Below are 16,297 nucleotides of genomic sequence, written 5' to 3'. Positions count from 1 at the left end.
AATAGCGGTACACTTCGCCCTTTGATTTATGCCCCGGAGTTGTCATGCCCTTCAGTTGCCCCCTTTGTCACGCGCGCCTGACGCGTTCTGAGAAAAGTTATGCGTGTCCGCAGGGACATCAGTTTGATATGGCGAAAGAGGGGTATGTGAATCTTCTGCCGGTGCAGCATAAACGCTCCCGCGATCCGGGCGACAGCGCAGAGATGATGCAGGCGCGACGTGCATTTCTGGATGCCGGACATTACAAGCCGCTAAGGGAGAGTGTCGCTCAGCTGCTGGACCACACGCTGACGCAGAGTGCCTCCGCTCTGCTGGATATCGGCTGTGGTGAAGGGTATTACACCGCAAGGTTTGCCGAGATTGCCGCCGGGAAGGGCGCGCAGACGACGGGTCTGGACGTGTCGAAAGCGGCGATCCGCGCAGCGGCAAAACGCTACGCGGGGGTGATGTTCTGCGTGGCCTCAAGCCACAGGCTGCCGTTTGAAGATGCCAGCATGGATGCCGTTGTGCGTATTTATGCTCCCTGTAAGGCAGAAGAGCTGGCTCGGGTGGTGAAACCCGGCGGCTGGGTGATAACCGTCACGCCAGGACCACGTCATCTGATGGAGCTGAAAGGGCTGATTTATGACGAGGTTCGCCTGCATGCTCCCCATTCAGAACAACTGGCTGGTTTTGTGCTCAGGCAGGAAGAAACCGTAGCGTATGAGATGGATCTGACAGGGGATGAAGCCGTGGCGTTACTGCAAATGACGCCGTTTGCCTGGCGGGCAAAACCGGCTGTCCGGGAGACGCTGGCTGCACAGGCCACGTTTCGCTGCCAGACGGATTTCAGCATCCACTGCTGGCAGCGCGAAGGTTAACCCGCGAAGTGTGCCCAGAGTATCTGGGCACCAATACCGATTAACACGATCCCGCCCAGGATCTCGGCTCGCTTACCCAGCAGCGGGCCGATAAAACGGCCAACCATCATGCCCAGGGTGGACATAATCAGTGTGGCGCAACCAATGGCCAGCGCGGTGGCAATGATATTCACCTGCAGGAAGGCCAGACCAACACCGACGGCCATCGCGTCAAGGCTGGTGGCAATTGCGGTGGTGACCAGCAGCCAGAAACCGTGGCGGTGCTGAGGCTCTTCATCTTCATCGCTGTTGCCACGGAATCCTTCAATCACCATTCGTCCGCCGAGAAACACCAGCAGCACAAACGCAATCCAGTGGTTCCACTCCAGTACAAACTGGCTGGCCAGCATACCCAGGCCCCAGCCGATAAGCGGCGTCAGGGTTTCGATAGCACCGAAAATCAGACCTGTGCGCAGCGCTTCAGAAAATTTTGGTTTATGGAGTGTGGCACCTTTTCCGATGGAAGCAGCAAAAGCATCCATGGACATGCCGAAAGCGAGAAGAATGGTGGCGGAGATGTTCATACAAGCGTCCAGACCGGGAGATATCCATATGACACATCACTGCCCCCAGTAAACAGCAGTTGATGTATCTATGGTCTCGCCTGACCGTCGCACAATGATGTGCAGAAAACGATCCGTACGCGCCACGTTTTTCAACGAGTATGTTGACACGTACATTTCCTGAGTACAGGAAATTAGCTACTCCCCAACGACGGGCGCAACCTTAACATATTTTGAGAATATAAAACAACAACAGCGGGGTATTATTTTATTGTCTTGTTGATAACGATTTTCATTTAGATTTATTCGTAAAAATAGCGTTAAAAAATAGGAAGGATAAAAACAATGGAATATAGCTATGGCTATATTTCGTGAGCAACGTTAACACGGAATATAGCCGATGCTATAAATATAACTTATTGAGTTTTAATGAGTAATTTGTATATCTTTTCCAGGTCATCTATATTTTTGACACGAATGAGCAGGCGGCGCTGTTCTAATTGCATTACCAGCACCCCGTCTTCAGATAAATTCATCTCTTTAATGCGGTTATATTCTATCCAGACATTGGCAAAGAAGAATCCGTGTTTTTTAAAAATGAGTTTTGGCGAACGGATCCAGAACAGGTAAATCGCCATTATTGCCAGCGCACATAATAACCATGTGGTTAATATTGCACCATGGCTGGTCACGTTATTGTAAATCAGGATGACCACCAGACCGGCGAAGATAAACGCATCAATGCGTCCGCGGCGTAAGAGGGGAAGGGTTAGCAGCGTCTCGCCGTGGCGGCGAGGCATAATGAACTCGTCATAGATCGCGTAAGCCAGAAGGGCAACAATAAACAAAACCAGTACGGTGTCCGTGACAGTCATTCATCCTCCAGATAAAAAAACCGGGGGCAAGCCCCCGGCGTATAACATAAAGCTTTACAGGCCCAACAGACCAACAGCGTAGCCCGCGATACCGATGACGAAGAAGCCAACGATGATCCACAGCGGGTTCACTTTCTTACGCAGCAGCCACATACAGGCGAAGGTCAACAGCAGCGGCACCAGGCCAGGCATCAGCTGGTCAAGGATGGTCTGCACGGTGGTCACACGGGTTTGCCCATCCTGTCCGGTGATGGTTGAAACCACCAGCGGGATGTTCACGTGCGTCCACTTGTTAACCAGCGCCCCCATCACAAACAGGCCGAGGATTGACGCCCCCTCTGTCAGTTTTTGCAGGAAGCCGCCGCCCATATCTTTAACGATATCCACCCCTTTACGGTAACCGTACGCCACGCCGTAGTAACGGGTCAGCAGACGCACCGCATTGAAGAGGATGAAGAACAGCAGCGGACCGAGAAGGCTGCCGCTCATCGCGATACCCGCGCCCAGCGCTGCAAAGACCGGACGAACGGTACCCCAGAAGATCGGATCACCTACGCCTGCCAGCGGACCCATCAGACCGACTTTAATACCGTTGATGGCACCATCGTCGATCTCTGCGCCGTTTGCACGCTGCTCTTCCATCGCCAGGGTAACGCCCAGTACCGGTGCCGCTACGTAAGGATGGGTGTTAAAGAATTCCAGGTGACGCTTAATCGCCTGGCGACGTGCTTCGTTGTTCTCCGGGTAGAGGCGTTTGATCGCCGGTACCATGGAGAAGCAGAAGCCCAGGGCCTGCATACGTTCGAAGTTCCATGAACCCTGAAACAGGTTAGAACGGATGAACACGCCACGAATATCACCCGGAGTGAGTTTCTTCTCAGGGGTAGTTTTAGTCATATCAACCATTTCGCTCACCTGTTAGTCCAGTTCGTTATCGAGATCGTTATTACCAGCAGCCTGCGCTGGGGCACCCGCAACGCGGTTATATTTCGGGCTGAGCTGGATGTAGAGAATTGCCATTACCGCACCAATCACACCCAGAGCAACCAGGTTGAAGTTGGTGAACGCCGCGGTTACGAAGCCCAGGTAGAAGAATGGCATCAGGTAGCCTGCGCGCATCATGTTGATGACCATCGCATAACCAACCACCACGATCATACCACCGGCGATGTTCAGACCGCTGGTGACCACTTCAGGGATGGCGTTGAGCATGCCCTGAACTTCGCTGGTCCCTACGGAGATAGCGACGATAACGGCCGGAATAGCGATACGCATCGCCTGCAGGAACAGGGACGAGACGTGGATCCAGGAGAGCGCCGTGAGGTTGCCGTTTTCGGCCGCCTTATCCGCCGCGTGCTGGAAAGCCACGGTGATAGTACGAACGATAATGGTCAGTACCTGGCCTGCGGCGGCCAACGGAATTGCCAGAGCGATACCGGCACCGATGCTTTGATGACCGGCAATGACCAACACAGTTGAAATAATGGACGCCAGCGCGGCATCGGGCGCAACCGCCGCACCGATGTTCATCCAGCCAAGGGCGATCATTTCCAGGGTACCACCGATGATGATACCGGTTTTCATATCACCGAGAACGGCGCCAATCAACGTACAGGCCACCAGAGGGCGGTGGAACTGAAATTCATCAAGTACGGATTCCATACCCGCAATACACGCGACGATGAACACCAGCACAATCTGAAGAGTGGTAATCTCCATTGTACTTCTCCTATTGCATAATCTTTATGTGAAAAACCGGCGCGGGCTTATTTCCCAACTTTGCCGATCAAATCCATCATTTTCAGTTTCGGGTCCGTGGAAACCTTACGGGCTTCCAGTTCAATACCGCGAGCATTCAACTTGTTAAATGCCTCGATATCCTTCGCATCGACTGAAATCGCGTTGTTGACCTGCGTTTTGCCCTGACGGAAAGCCATACCACCAATGTTCACGGAGGTGATTTTCACGCCGCCTTCAACAATGCGCTCGACGTCTGTCGGGTTAGTGAACAGAAGCATCACGCGTTCACCGGCATATTTCGGGTTGTTATAGACGCGGATCATCTTGGCGACATCCACCACGTGCGCGGTAACGCCCGGAGGAGCAACCTGGGTGAGGAGGGTTTTACGCACCGTGTCGGCGGCCACTTCGTCGCTGACCACGATAATACGTTGAACGTTGGTCTCTTTAGTCCAGCGCGTTGCCACCTGGCCGTGAATTAAACGGTCATCGATGCGCGCAAGGCCAATCACCATATAATCGTTCGGGCCCATTGGTTTTGCGGGGGCAGCGGCTTTCGGTGCCGCGGCAGCCGCCGGTGTGGGTTTCTCAACCGGCTGTGCCTTCAGCGCTTTCACGCCTTCGCGACCGGTTTCGACCGCCAGGGCAACCAGCTCATCAAAAGCCGGATTGTCGTCGCGTGCCATGAAGGTTTCCACCAGCATCGGGATATTGACCCCGGCGACAACTTCATAGTGCTCTTTATCGACGACAATGCGGCTGGCAGCGTTGAACGGGCTGCCGCCCCATGTATCAACGAGAAACAGCACGCCTTTGCTGGTATCCAGCTTCGACAGTTGAGCCGTGTATTTCTCAATCAGCGTCTCGGCGTTTTCACCGGGAACGAAATCGATCCAGCCGACGTTTTCCTGCTCGCCCAACAGCATCTCTGCTGTTTTGAGTAGCTGCTCTGCAGCCCAACCATGTGTGCCTATGACAATAGCAATGGTCACTTGCTACCTCCTTTTATTATCATTAATACCTCTGCCAGGCAGACGTACTGAGAATCGTATTGGCGAACCGAATCGATTCAGATAAGGGTTAGAGTTAAAAAAGCTCAGACTTACGCGAATTATTTTAGATAGTGAAAAAATAATTTATGTGATGAAGATCCGTAATTTAGGTTTCGAAAATCAGAAATTACTCAACACAAATTCTGCCTTTTCACGTTTTTGCAAAGGAACGTAAATCTTTGCTAAAAACGTAATGTCTCTGATATGTTTAGCCTCCGTTTAATTGATCAGGAGTATAGGGCTACAGCCCACTATATGGACCGTCACCGACGTCAGTCATCTATCAGGCCACTTCGCGCCTTTTTCACCGGCGATCCTCGCCACGTATCGACTCTGTTTACCGCTGTTTTGCCCACATTGAGTGGGGCACCGTTTCGTCATTCCTTTAGCAGGAGCTTGTCATGGAATTCTTAATGGACCCGTCAATCTGGGTGGGATTGCTCACGCTGGTGGTGCTGGAGATCGTTCTCGGCATTGATAACCTGGTGTTTATCGCCATCCTCGCGGACAAACTGCCGCCAAAACAGCGTGATAAAGCGCGTCTGATCGGCCTCTCGCTGGCGCTGGTTATGCGTCTGGCGCTGCTGTCCGTGATCTCGTGGATGGTCACCCTGACAAAACCGCTCTTTACCGTCATGGATTTCACCTTCTCTGGCCGCGATTTGATCATGCTGCTCGGGGGGATATTCCTGCTCTTTAAAGCAACGACAGAACTGCACGAGCGGCTGGAGAACCGTCAGCATGACGATGGACATGGCAAAGGCTATGCCAGCTTCTGGGTTGTGGTGCTGCAAATCGTGGTGCTGGATGCTGTCTTCTCGCTTGATGCGGTGATCACAGCGGTGGGTATGGTGAACCATCTCCCGGTGATGATGGCGGCTGTGGTTATCGCTATGGCGGTTATGCTGCTGGCGTCTAAACCGCTGACCCGCTTTGTGAATCAACATCCGACGGTCGTGGTGCTGTGTCTGAGCTTCCTGCTGATGATCGGTCTGAGCCTCGTTGCGGAAGGTTTCGGTTTCCATATTCCGAAAGGTTATCTGTATGCCGCGATTGGCTTCTCGATCCTGATCGAACTGTTTAACCAGATTGCACGCCGTAACTTTATTAAGCAGCAGTCCAATCAGCCGCTGCGTGCCCGTACGGCGGATGCCATCCTGCGCCTGATGGGCGGTCGCCGTCAGGTGAATGTGCAGAGTGACACCGAGAACCGTAACCCGGTTCCGGTGCCGGAAGGGGCATTTGTGGAAGAAGAGCGTTATATGATTAACGGCGTTCTCTCCCTGGCCTCCCGTTCACTGCGCGGCATCATGACCCCGCGCGGCGAGATCAGCTGGGTAGATTCCCGGTTGAGCGTTGATGAAATTCGTCAGCAGCTGCTCTCTTCACCGCACAGCCTGTTCCCGGTGTGTCGTGGTGAGCTGGATGAGATCATCGGTGTCGTGCGTGCCAAAGAGATGCTGGTCGCGCTGGAAGAGGGCGTTGACGTCGAAGCCATCGCCGCCGCCTCACCGGCTATCGTGGTACCGGAAACGCTGGACCCCATCAACCTGCTTGGCGTTCTGCGCCGTGCCCGCGGCAGCTTCGTGATTGTCACCAACGAGTTCGGTGTGGTGCAGGGGCTGGTCACGCCGCTGGACGTGCTTGAAGCCATTGCCGGTGAATTCCCGGATGAGGACGAAACACCGGAAATCGTGGCCGATGGTGAAGGCTGGCTGGTGAAAGGTACCACTGACCTGCACGCGCTTTCGCATACGCTGGGGCTGGAAAACGTGGTCAACGATGAAGAAGACATTGCCACTGTGGCCGGTCTGGTCATCGCCGTAAACGGGCAGATCCCGCGCGTGGGGGATGTGATTGAACTGCCCCCGTTGAGCATTACCATTGTTGAAGCCAACGACTATCGCGTTGATATGGTGCGTATTGTTAAAGAGCAATCCGTGCACGACGAAGATGAGTAACGCTTCTTAACGCAACGGCATTAAGGGCACGATGTGCCCGTTATGATGCGCTGGCGGAGGTGAACTCTCCGCCAGCCATTGTGGAAAATCCCGCAGCGGCATCGGCCGCGCATAGAAATACCCCTGCAGAGTATGAACACCGTGTCGGCGTAAGTAGCGCGCCTGCTCCTCCGTTTCGACCCCTTCCGCAACCAGCTCAATATTCAGCCGCTGACCCAGCGCAATAATGATATCTGTCACCGTTGAGTTCACGGCATCGGTCCCAATGGCGGTAGTAAAGGACTGGTCGATTTTCAGTACGTCAGGATGAAGCTTTTCAAGCCAGGAGAGCGAACTGTTCCCGGTACCAAAATCGTCGATAGCCAGTTTGACCCCTTTGCGATGCAGCTCGCGCACGATGCGATAATCTGCATCGACCAGCGCGTCACGCTCCGTGAGTTCGATAACCAGCCGCTGGCTCGGGTTTGCACTGAACCAGTAACGGTTCAGATCCTGAAGTAGCACGGCGTGACGGAAGTGGCTGGCCGCCACGTTAATACCGATGTGAAAGCCCGGGTGGGAGGGGAAGTAGCCTATCTGGCGTACCGTCTCGGCAATCACGTAGCGCGTCAGGGGAACAATAAGGTTATGTTCTTCTGCCAGAGGGATGAACACTTCCGGGGAGATCCAACCCTGACGCGGGTTGTTCCAGCGCAGAAGAATTTCCACGCCGATACACTCCTGCGTACGGGCATTAACCAGCGGCTGACAGAAAAGCTCAAATTCCCGCGCCGCAATCCCCATATCGATCTCCCACGTGAAGCTCATCCGGTTTGCTGTGGCCAGCCAGGCCAGATACCCCAGAACCAGACTCAGCATTAACCCCAGCGGCAGCTGTGCCGGCAGGCTTTTAAGTGCCAGCGCGCCAGGACCCGGCCCACTGACCGTGATGGTAAATGGAAAGCGTGTAGAGACTTCCTCTATTCGCGAGTCAGCCTCATTAAACTTCAGCGCGTCGGTAATACCTTGACCGTAGCGTAAAGAGCGATCTCCCACGGTTAACGCCACGTCAGTGATAAGCGGGCGGGGCGGCTCAAGGATCATTCTGGTGATAAGATCGATATTGATCACCTCCATCACCCCCTCTTCACCGCGTTGTGACGTCGGGTGCCACTGGATAAGAATAGGGCTGCCTTTAAGCAGCCACTTATCGGTCGATAAAATCAGTTTTGGCAGACCTGACGGCAGTTCGGGAAATAATTCATGAACCGGGACGGCGCGACTGCCAAAAATACTGGAGCAGTAGAGGATCCCCTCTTTAATCAGGGTAATCGAGCGGACGGTCTGTAAAATGGCGGCCTGCTTACGCAGAGTCAGATGCGCCTGCGGGCACGGCTGGCCGACAAGATCCAACAACTCCGGTCGGCGGTTATCCAGAGAAAGCAGGACGTTTTCAAGTGAGCGAACGGTATGGCTGGCGAAATCGACAATGCGTTGTTGATTAACATTGCGCTGTGAAATAAATCGAATGCCCAACGTCAGGATGAGCGTAAGGAGCGCAACCGTCACGCAGACGATAACGCGTTTTCGGCGATAGTTTTTAATGATCGTTTGTGCGGTTTGCATGAACGGTCGCCTGATACACCTCCAGCCCCAAAAGCCAGACGCAACAGTGAAAGTGTAGTGGGGAAAGTGAAAGGCGACGAGAATCAGAAGGAAATTTCGCCCATCCGTTGCAGATGGGCGAGGGGAGGTATTAGTCGCACTGTACCTTAATGGCCAGACCACCACGGGAAGTCTCACGGTACTTCGCGTTCATGTCTTTACCGGTTTCGTACATGGTCTCAATAACTTTATCCAGCGACACGCGAGGCTCGCTGGTACGGCGCATTGCCATACGTGAGGCGTTAATCGCTTTCACCGACGCAATGGCGTTACGCTCAATGCACGGTACCTGCACCTGCCCGGCAACCGGGTCACAGGTCAGGCCCAGGTTATGTTCCATACCGATTTCCGCCGCCACGCAAACCTGCTCAGGGCTTGCGCCCAGCAGTTCAGCCAGACCAGCGGCCGCCATGGAACAGGCCACACCCACTTCACCCTGGCATCCTACTTCAGCGCCAGAGATAGAGGCGTTCATTTTGTACAGCGCACCAATGGCACCTGCCGCCAGGAAGTAACGGATGTAGATATCTGGCGTAACAGGTTCAATAAAGTGATCGTAATAAGCCAGCACCGCCGGAACAATACCGCACGCACCGTTGGTGGGCGCCGTCACTACGCGGCCACCGGCAGCGTTTTCTTCGTTAACTGCCAGAGCGAACATATTCACCCAGTCGACCACGTTCATCGGGTCGTTGGAGAATTTATCGGTGGTCACCAGCATGCGGCGCAGGGCAGAGGCACGACGCGGTACGCGCAGCGGACCCGGCAGCACGCCTTCGGTGTTCATCCCGCGATCGATACAGGCGCGCATGGTCTGCCATACGTTTGCAAAATAGTCTTCGATCTCTTTTTTGCTGTGCAGTGCCAGTTCGTTCTGCATCACCATGCCGGACAGCGACAGGCCGGTCTCTTTGCAATAACCCAACATCTCGGTGGCCGATTTGAACGGATACGGCACGTTGACGTCGCCGGTGCTCTCTTTACCGAAATGCTCTTCATCCACGATGAATCCACCGCCGATGGAGTAGTACGTTTTGCTGTAAATCTCTTTTTCGCCATTCCAGGCATGGATGGTCATGCCGTTTTCATGCAGCGGCAGGTTGTCGCTACGAAAACGCATCCCGTCATCCTGCGGGAAATCCACTTCGTGCTGGCCGTTAGCCAGCAGCAGACGACCGCGCGCTTCCACGTCACGGATGAATGCCGGGATGGCATCAATATCTACAGTGTCCGGCATATTGCCCGCCAGACCCATAATAATGGCGATATCGGTGTGGTGGCCTTTACCCGTTAATGACAGTGAGCCGTAGACATCCACAGCGACACGGGTAACGCTTTCCAGTAATCCTTTTTCGACCAGATCATCGACGAACTGTTTACCGGCCTTCATCGGCCCAACAGTATGGGAAGACGAAGGGCCAATTCCCACTTTGAACATGTCGAATATACTAATCACTTTCACACTCCTGACAGGGTTACCGGGGTTCCAGTAACGATGTTATAACTGCGCATAGTGTAAGAGGGAACATCGACCTCGGCTTAACTATTCACATGAATTAAACTAATGGTTAACGATGGTTTTGCTAATAGCGCGACGCCGATCGCAAACCTGACAAAAGAGGGTGGAATGTAAAGTATAGTCAAGGCTTCAGGCCGATTTGCAGAGCCAGTTCACGAATGATGCCCGCCGTCATGCCCCAGACAAAATAATGCTGATACCAGGACAACCAGACCCGATGATCGTGCCCACGGCGCTGAATATCCAGCGGGTGATAGCGACTGAGGCGAAGGGCTTCTTCCAGTGGCATTTCAAACACCGCAGACACCTCATCAACACTGGCGTGATACTGCAGGCCGGGCGGGATAATGCCCACCACCGGCGTCACCTGGAAACCGGTCACGCTGTCCACCGGCGGGAGGACGCCGACAATCTCGACGGCCTCCGGTGGGATCGCCACCTCTTCCTGCGCTTCACGCAGCGCCGCGGCAATCAGCGAGGCATCGCTGCTGTCTACCGCGCCGCCGGGGAAAGCGACCTGACCGGCATGTTTGCGTAAATGAGGGGAGCGCTGGGTCAGCAGCAAACCGGGCTGCTCACGACGCACCACGGGGATCAGCACCGCCGCCTGACGTTGATTAAGCGCTTCGCGGCTCACCTGTGGCCGCAAAAGCTGAAAGCGCGACAGAAAATCATCCAGCGTCAGGTTCTCTCTCTCCACCCGTCAGTTCTCCAGTTGTTGCAGGATACGGTTAACTTTATCAAAAGTTTCCTGATATTCCGCCTCGACCTGGCTGTCAGCAACAATCCCGCCGCCTGCGGAACAGTAAAGCTGGCCGTCGCAGGCCGTCAGGGTGCGAATAGTGATGCTGGTATCCAGCGTGCCGCAGACGCTAACGTAGCCAATGCTGCCGCACCAGGCGTTGCGACGGTGCGGTTCCAGCTCATCGATAATCTCCATCGCCCGCACTTTTGGCGCGCCGGTGATGGAGCCACCCGGGAACGCGGCGCGCAGAAGATCGCAGGGGGTACGCGAAGCCGGCAGCTGTGCGGTAATGGTGCTGACCAGATGATGCACCGCCGGGAAAGGCTCGACGACGAACAGCTCCGGCACGCGAACGCTGCCCGGTACCGCCACCCGGCCAATGTCGTTGCGCATCAGGTCGACAATCATTAAATTTTCGGCGCGGTCCTTCGGTGACGCGGCGAGCTTTTCCGCCTGCTGGCGGTCGGCAGCCGGATCGCTCAGGCGCGGCAAGGTCCCTTTAATCGGGCGTGTCTGGATCTTGCCTTCCGCCAGATGAATAAACCGCTCAGGCGAAAGACTCAGGATCGCGCCCTGATCGAGACGGATAAACGCACTGAAAGGTGCCCGGTTGCTGGCATTGAGGCGGGTAAAGGCCTGCCATTCATCGCCCTGATACGTCGCCTGGAAGCGCTGGGCAAGGTTAACCTGATAACAATCGCCGCTTTGCAGATACGCCTGCACGCGTGCGAATTTTTCCGCATAGGTCTGCGGGGTCATGTTTGAACGCCACGCAGAGGTCAGACGGAAATCCGGCGCGGCTAAGGGCTGCTGTGCGTTCAGCCACGCCAGGCGTGCCTCCACATCCGAATGGCTGAGCAGGGAGACCACCTCTTTATGGTGATCGACAATCAGCGCCCAGTCGTAAAGTCCCACCGCCATATCCGGCAGCGGAATATCTGCCTTCGCAACGGAAGGCAGCGTTTCAAAGCGGCGACCAAGGTCATAGCCAAACACGCCCAGCGCACCGCCCTGGAAGGGAAGATCCGGGTTCGGCGTGGCAGACAAACCCAGCTCGTCGATAGCCTCCTGAAGCTTGATCAGCGGATCGTGCGTGGAGGGCTGGTTTTCGGATGTCACCGTGCGCACCGGATCAGCAACCACAATGTCGAAGCGGCTGTAAGGATGGTCCGCATGGCCGGAATGCAGCAGCATCGCCCAGGGAAGATGGCTCAGACGAGCAAACCAGAATTCAGCGGCGTCAGTACGCCACGGCAGGGTAATAACAGTGGGGAAGCGCATGTTCATGTGTGGCATACTACCGGGCAGCGTGAAATAATTAGCGCGAATAATTTAGCAGGAGTTGACGATGTTTGCAGGTTTACCTTCTCTGAGCCACGAGCAACAGCAGAAAGCGGTTGAGCGGATCCAGGAGCTGATGTCCCAGGGGATGAGCAGCGGGCAGGCCATTTCTCAGGTGGCGGAAGAACTTCGCGCCACCCATACCGGCGAGCGGATCGTGGCGCGTTTCGAGGATGAAGATGAAGAGTAACCGGCTTACACAGCCGCGATAATCTTAATCTCTACCTTGTATTCCGGCTTCATCAGCGTGGCCTGTACGGTACAACGTACAGGCGCGTGACCCGCCACCACCCACGCATCCCAGGCTTTGTTCATGGCCGCAAAATCGTCTTTATTCGCCAGGAAAATGGTGGCGTCCAGAATACGCGATTTGTCGCTGCCTTGCTTTTCCAGCACCGCATCGATCTGCGCCAGGGTGTCAGCTGTTTGTTCAAAGGCACCCGCATCCAGATTGGACGGCACGCCAGTGTAATAGAGCGTCTGGTTATGAATGACTACATCAGACCAGCGGGCTTCGGCATCAATGCGCACAATTGTCATAAACGTTTCCTCGTTACTTTCGTCATCAGGCGGCAAGACTGCCATATTGTTTCGCCGTCGTCACTATTTGGGGTGGCACAGGAGAGGATGGGCTGACATAATCCCTGTGCAAAAATACAGTGAGAGAACACCGTGGCAGACGATTTTTCCCCTGAAGGGCAGTTAGCACAGGCTATTCCCGGTTTTAAACCGCGTGAACCGCAGCGTCAGATGGCGCATGCCGTCGCTCGCGCCATCGATAAGGCACAGCCGCTGGTGGTCGAGGCCGGAACCGGCACAGGAAAAACCTACGCTTACCTTGCACCGGCGCTGCGCGCGAAAAAGAAGGTGATCATCTCTACCGGCTCGAAGGCGTTGCAGGATCAGCTCTACAGCCGTGATTTGCCGACGGTGGCAAAAGCGCTGAAATACAAAGGGCGGCTGGCATTGCTGAAAGGGCGCTCCAACTATCTCTGCCTGGAGCGTCTCGAACAGCAGGCGCTGGCGGGCGGCGACCTGCCGGTGCAGACTCTGAGTGATGTGATCATCCTTCGCGCCTGGGCTAACCAGACGGAAGAGGGGGATATCAGCACCTGCGCGAGCGTGGCGGAAGACTCTCCCGCCTGGCCGCTGGTGACCAGCACCAATGACAACTGCCTGGGCAGCGACTGCCCGCTGTATAAAGACTGTTTTGTGGTCAAAGCGCGTAAAACGGCGATGGATGCAGATGTGGTGGTGGTCAACCACCATCTGTTTCTCGCGGATATGGTGGTGAAAGACAGCGGTTTTGGCGAACTTATTCCTGAAGCGGAAGTGATGATCTTCGACGAAGCCCATCAGCTTCCGGATATCGCAAGCCAGTATTTCGGCCAGTCGCTCTCCAGCCGCCAGCTTCTGGATCTGGCGAAAGATTTCACCATTGCTTATCGCACTGAATTAAAAGATACCCAGCAGCTGCAAAAATGTGCCGATCGCCTCGCGCAAAGCGCGCAGGATTTTCGCCTGCAGCTTGGCGAGCCGGGCTACCGCGGCAATCTGCGCGAGCTGCTGGCGGACAATAATATCCAGCGCGCGCTACTGCTGCTGGATGATGCGCTGGAACTCTGTTACGACGTGGCGAAACTGTCGCTTGGCCGTTCTGCGCTGCTGGACGCCGCCTTCGAGCGTGCCACGCTCTATCGCGGGCGGCTGAAACGGCTGAAGGAGATCAACCAGCCGGGGTACAGCTACTGGTATGAATGCACCTCGCGTCATTTCACCCTGGCGCTTACGCCGCTGACGGTGGCAGACAAATTCAAAGAGGTGATGGCGCAAAAACCGGGGAGCTGGATATTTACCTCCGCGACCCTGTCGGTGAATGACGATCTGCACCACTTCACCGAGCGTCTCGGGATTGAACAGGCGGAGTCACTGCTGCTGCCGAGCCCGTTTGATTATGAAAAACAGGCGCTGCTCTGTGTGCCGCGTAATCTGCCGTTACCCAACCAGCCCGGCGCCGCACGCCTGCTGGCAGCCATGCTGAAGCCGATGATTGAGGCCAACAATGGCCGCTGCTTTATGCTCTGCACCTCTCACGCCATGATGCGCGACCTGGCAGAACAGTTCCGCGCCACCATGACCTTGCCTGTGCTGCTGCAGGGGGAAACCAGCAAAGGGCAACTGTTACAGCAGTTTGTCAGTGCCGGAAATGCGCTTCTGGTGGCAACCAGCAGTTTCTGGGAAGGCGTAGACGTGCGGGGCGATACCCTGTCGCTGGTCATTATCGATAAACTGCCTTTTACCTCGCCGGACGATCCGCTGCTCAAAGCGCGAATGGAAGACTGCCGTCTGCGCGGGGGCGATCCTTTCGACGAGGTACAGCTGCCGGACGCGGTGATCACCCTCAAACAGGGGGTAGGACGCCTGATCCGTGACGTGGACGACCGCGGCGTGCTCGTAATCTGTGATAACCGGCTAGTGATGCGCCCCTACGGTGCGACCTTCCTCGCCAGCCTGCCGCCCGCGCCGCGTACGCGGGACATTAAACGCGCGGTTCGCTTCCTGGCCAACCCAACGGCGGAGTAATTTGCCCGGGAGTGTGCTAAGATGCGCGCCATTTTGTGACTGACCATTGCGAGAGCGCGACGACTGATGCGAATTCTGGCTATTGATACCGCTACAGAGGCGTGTTCCGTTGCTCTGTGGAACGACGGTGCTATTTCTGCTCATTTCGAAGAGTGCCCACGAGAACACACCCAACGTATTCTGCCCCTGGTGAAAGCGATTTTGACCCAGGGCAACACCACCTTAACCGACCTCGATGCGCTGGCCTTTGGCCGTGGCCCCGGCAGCTTTACGGGTGTACGCATTGGGATCGGTATTGCGCAGGGGCTGGCGCTGGGCGCTGACCTTCCGATGATCGGTGTTTCCACCCTGGCGACGATGGCGCAGGGCGCGTGGCGTATGACCGGTGCTACCCGTGTGCTGGCAGCGATAGATGCCCGCATGGGCGAAGTCTACTGGGCTGAATACACCCGCGACGAGCAGGGCGTGTGGCACGGCGAAGAGACGGAAGCGGTGCTCAAGCCGGAAGCGGTAACCGAACGGTTGCAGAACCTCTCCGGTGAGTGGGCGACGGTAGGGACCGGTTGGGCGGCATGGCCTGACATGGCAAACGGTACCGGCGTAACGCTGGTGGACGGCAACATGCTTCTGCCTGCCGCAGAGGATATGCTTCCCCTGGCTTGCCAGCTGCTCGCAGCAGGAAAAACCGTGGCTGTTGAACATGCCGAGCCGGTTTATTTGCGAAACACCGTCGCGTGGAAGAAACTTCCAGGCCGCGAGTGAATCTCAGTAACAGGAACTGAGAAAAAGGAGTCGCATCATGGCGGTTCAGACTAAAGTAGTACGCCTAATTATGGCAGGCGCTGTGGCCATAGCACTGAGCGGATGCGTTTCCGTTCCTGATGCGATTAAGGGCAGTAGCCCTACGCCACAGCAGGATCTGGTTCGCGTGATGAATGCCCCTGAGCTTTACGTCGGTCAGGAAGCGCGCTTCGGCGGGAAGGTGATTGAGGTGCAAAACCAGCAGGGGAAAACCCGGCTGGAGATCGCCACCGTGCCACTGGATAGCGGCGCGCGGCCGATCCTCGGCGAAACCTCGCGTGGGCGCATTTTTGCCGATGTCAGCGGCTTCCTCGACCCGGTTGATTTCCGTGGACAGCTGGTGACCGTCGTCGGGCCGATTACCGGCACGACACAGGGCAAAATCGGCACAACGCCTTACAAATTTATGACCATGCAGGTTAACGGCTACAAACGCTGGCGGCTGACACAGCAGGTGATCATGCCGCCTCAGCCTGTCGATCCGTGGATGTGGGGCCCACACCCGTATCGTTACGGCTACCCCGGCTGGGGCTGGTATAACCCGGGTCCGGCGCAGGTACAGACGATCGTTACTGAGTAACTTACTGTTATTGTTAGAAAAGAGACAGCGGCTCAGCCGCTGTCTCTGTTTTTT

The 16,297-nt window shown here is 55.7% G+C and carries 17 protein-coding genes; 7 read left to right on the top strand and 10 right to left on the bottom strand.

Annotated features, from left to right (window positions below; genetic code table 11):
- Positions 1-44 precede the first annotated feature (44 nt).
- On the top strand, positions 45-860 hold the full coding sequence (gene rlmA / locus ACQG2G_RS13020) for a 23S rRNA (guanine(745)-N(1))-methyltransferase (RefSeq protein WP_047023051.1): 816 nt from the start codon (positions 45-47) through the stop codon (positions 858-860).
- On the opposite strand, the gene mntP is transcribed toward rlmA, so the two are convergent.
- From mntP to manX, 5 genes are all read right to left on the bottom strand, one after another.
- Positions 857-1,423, bottom strand: a complete 567-nt coding sequence (mntP, locus tag ACQG2G_RS13015; protein WP_013096130.1) for a manganese efflux pump MntP — start codon at positions 1,421-1,423, stop codon at positions 857-859. The genes rlmA and mntP overlap by 4 nt on opposite strands.
- A 395-nt stretch (positions 1,424-1,818) precedes the next feature.
- The gene (locus tag ACQG2G_RS13010) at positions 1,819-2,277 is read right to left on the bottom strand and encodes a DUF986 family protein (protein WP_426769271.1); all 459 of its coding nucleotides are present in this window, start codon (positions 2,275-2,277) and stop codon (positions 1,819-1,821) included.
- Positions 2,278-2,331: 54 nt separating this feature from the next.
- A complete protein-coding gene (locus tag ACQG2G_RS13005) occupies positions 2,332-3,183 on the bottom strand; it encodes a PTS mannose transporter subunit IID (RefSeq protein WP_006175979.1) in 852 nt (283 codons plus the stop codon).
- A 12-nt stretch (positions 3,184-3,195) separates the two neighbouring features.
- Positions 3,196-3,996 carry a PTS mannose transporter subunit IIC gene (manY, locus tag ACQG2G_RS13000; protein WP_003859914.1) on the bottom strand — a complete coding sequence of 267 codons (801 nt, stop codon included), beginning with the start codon at positions 3,994-3,996 and terminating at the stop codon, positions 3,196-3,198.
- A 47-nt stretch (positions 3,997-4,043) separates the two neighbouring features.
- Positions 4,044-5,009, bottom strand: coding sequence for a PTS mannose transporter subunit IIAB (gene manX / locus ACQG2G_RS12995; RefSeq protein WP_250020558.1), 966 nt, complete (start codon positions 5,007-5,009; stop codon positions 4,044-4,046).
- A 264-nt stretch (positions 5,010-5,273) separates the two neighbouring features.
- Between manX and ACQG2G_RS12990 the strand changes: the two genes are divergently transcribed.
- Together ACQG2G_RS12990 and yoaE are read left to right on the top strand one after the other, a co-directional pair.
- Positions 5,274-5,483 carry a protein YoaL gene (locus ACQG2G_RS12990; RefSeq protein WP_071843273.1) on the top strand — a complete coding sequence of 70 codons (210 nt, stop codon included), beginning with the start codon at positions 5,274-5,276 and terminating at the stop codon, positions 5,481-5,483.
- Positions 5,471-7,030, top strand: a complete 1,560-nt coding sequence (gene yoaE / locus ACQG2G_RS12985) for a CNNM family cation transport protein YoaE (RefSeq protein ID WP_013096133.1) — start codon at positions 5,471-5,473, stop codon at positions 7,028-7,030. Before ACQG2G_RS12990 ends, yoaE begins: the two co-directional genes overlap by 13 nt.
- A gap of 6 nt (positions 7,031-7,036) precedes the next feature.
- Here the strand turns inward: yoaE and ACQG2G_RS12980 are convergent, their stop codons facing one another.
- The 4 genes from ACQG2G_RS12980 to pabB all read right to left on the bottom strand — a co-directional run bounded on the left by ACQG2G_RS12980 (position 7,037) and on the right by pabB (position 12,225).
- A complete protein-coding gene (locus ACQG2G_RS12980; protein ID WP_038419893.1) occupies positions 7,037-8,635 on the bottom strand; it encodes an EAL domain-containing protein in 1,599 nt (532 codons plus the stop codon).
- Between the two features lie 130 nt (positions 8,636-8,765).
- Positions 8,766-10,130: an L-serine ammonia-lyase gene (gene sdaA, locus ACQG2G_RS12975; protein WP_038419892.1), complete on the bottom strand. Its 1,365-nt coding sequence runs from the start codon at positions 10,128-10,130 to the stop codon at positions 8,766-8,768.
- A gap of 184 nt (positions 10,131-10,314) precedes the next feature.
- On the bottom strand, positions 10,315-10,893 hold the full coding sequence (locus ACQG2G_RS12970; protein WP_013096136.1) for a CoA pyrophosphatase: 579 nt from the start codon (positions 10,891-10,893) through the stop codon (positions 10,315-10,317).
- Between the two features lie 3 nt (positions 10,894-10,896).
- Positions 10,897-12,225 carry an aminodeoxychorismate synthase component 1 gene (pabB, locus tag ACQG2G_RS12965; protein WP_333037687.1) on the bottom strand — a complete coding sequence of 443 codons (1,329 nt, stop codon included), beginning with the start codon at positions 12,223-12,225 and terminating at the stop codon, positions 10,897-10,899.
- A 61-nt stretch (positions 12,226-12,286) separates the two neighbouring features.
- On the opposite strand from pabB, the gene ACQG2G_RS12960 reads away from it, so the two are divergent.
- Positions 12,287-12,469 carry a YoaH family protein gene (locus ACQG2G_RS12960; RefSeq protein ID WP_008500497.1) on the top strand — a complete coding sequence of 61 codons (183 nt, stop codon included), beginning with the start codon at positions 12,287-12,289 and terminating at the stop codon, positions 12,467-12,469.
- Between the two features lie 5 nt (positions 12,470-12,474).
- On the opposite strand, the gene ACQG2G_RS12955 is transcribed toward ACQG2G_RS12960, so the two are convergent.
- Entirely contained in the window at positions 12,475-12,819 is a 345-nt protein-coding gene (locus tag ACQG2G_RS12955) for a RidA family protein (protein WP_045294454.1), read from the bottom strand.
- Positions 12,820-12,951: 132 nt separating this feature from the next.
- Here ACQG2G_RS12955 and ACQG2G_RS12950 point away from each other — a divergent pair, with 132 nt between their 5' ends.
- The 3 genes from ACQG2G_RS12950 to ACQG2G_RS12940 all read left to right on the top strand — a co-directional run bounded on the left by ACQG2G_RS12950 (position 12,952) and on the right by ACQG2G_RS12940 (position 16,243).
- Positions 12,952-14,862: an ATP-dependent DNA helicase gene (locus ACQG2G_RS12950; RefSeq protein WP_013096139.1), complete on the top strand. Its 1,911-nt coding sequence runs from the start codon at positions 12,952-12,954 to the stop codon at positions 14,860-14,862.
- Between the two features lie 66 nt (positions 14,863-14,928).
- A complete protein-coding gene (tsaB, locus tag ACQG2G_RS12945; RefSeq protein ID WP_013096140.1) occupies positions 14,929-15,624 on the top strand; it encodes a tRNA (adenosine(37)-N6)-threonylcarbamoyltransferase complex dimerization subunit type 1 TsaB in 696 nt (231 codons plus the stop codon).
- A gap of 37 nt (positions 15,625-15,661) precedes the next feature.
- A complete protein-coding gene (locus ACQG2G_RS12940) occupies positions 15,662-16,243 on the top strand; it encodes a Slp family lipoprotein (protein WP_013096141.1) in 582 nt (193 codons plus the stop codon).
- The last annotated feature ends 54 nt before the right edge of the window (positions 16,244-16,297 follow it).

The sequence above is a fragment of the Enterobacter cloacae complex sp. 382A5 genome (assembly GCF_050031095.1).
In the GTDB taxonomy this organism is placed as follows: Bacteria; Pseudomonadota; Gammaproteobacteria; order Enterobacterales; family Enterobacteriaceae; genus Enterobacter; species Enterobacter cloacae.
This window is presented reverse-complemented; position numbering and strand designations above follow the sequence as displayed.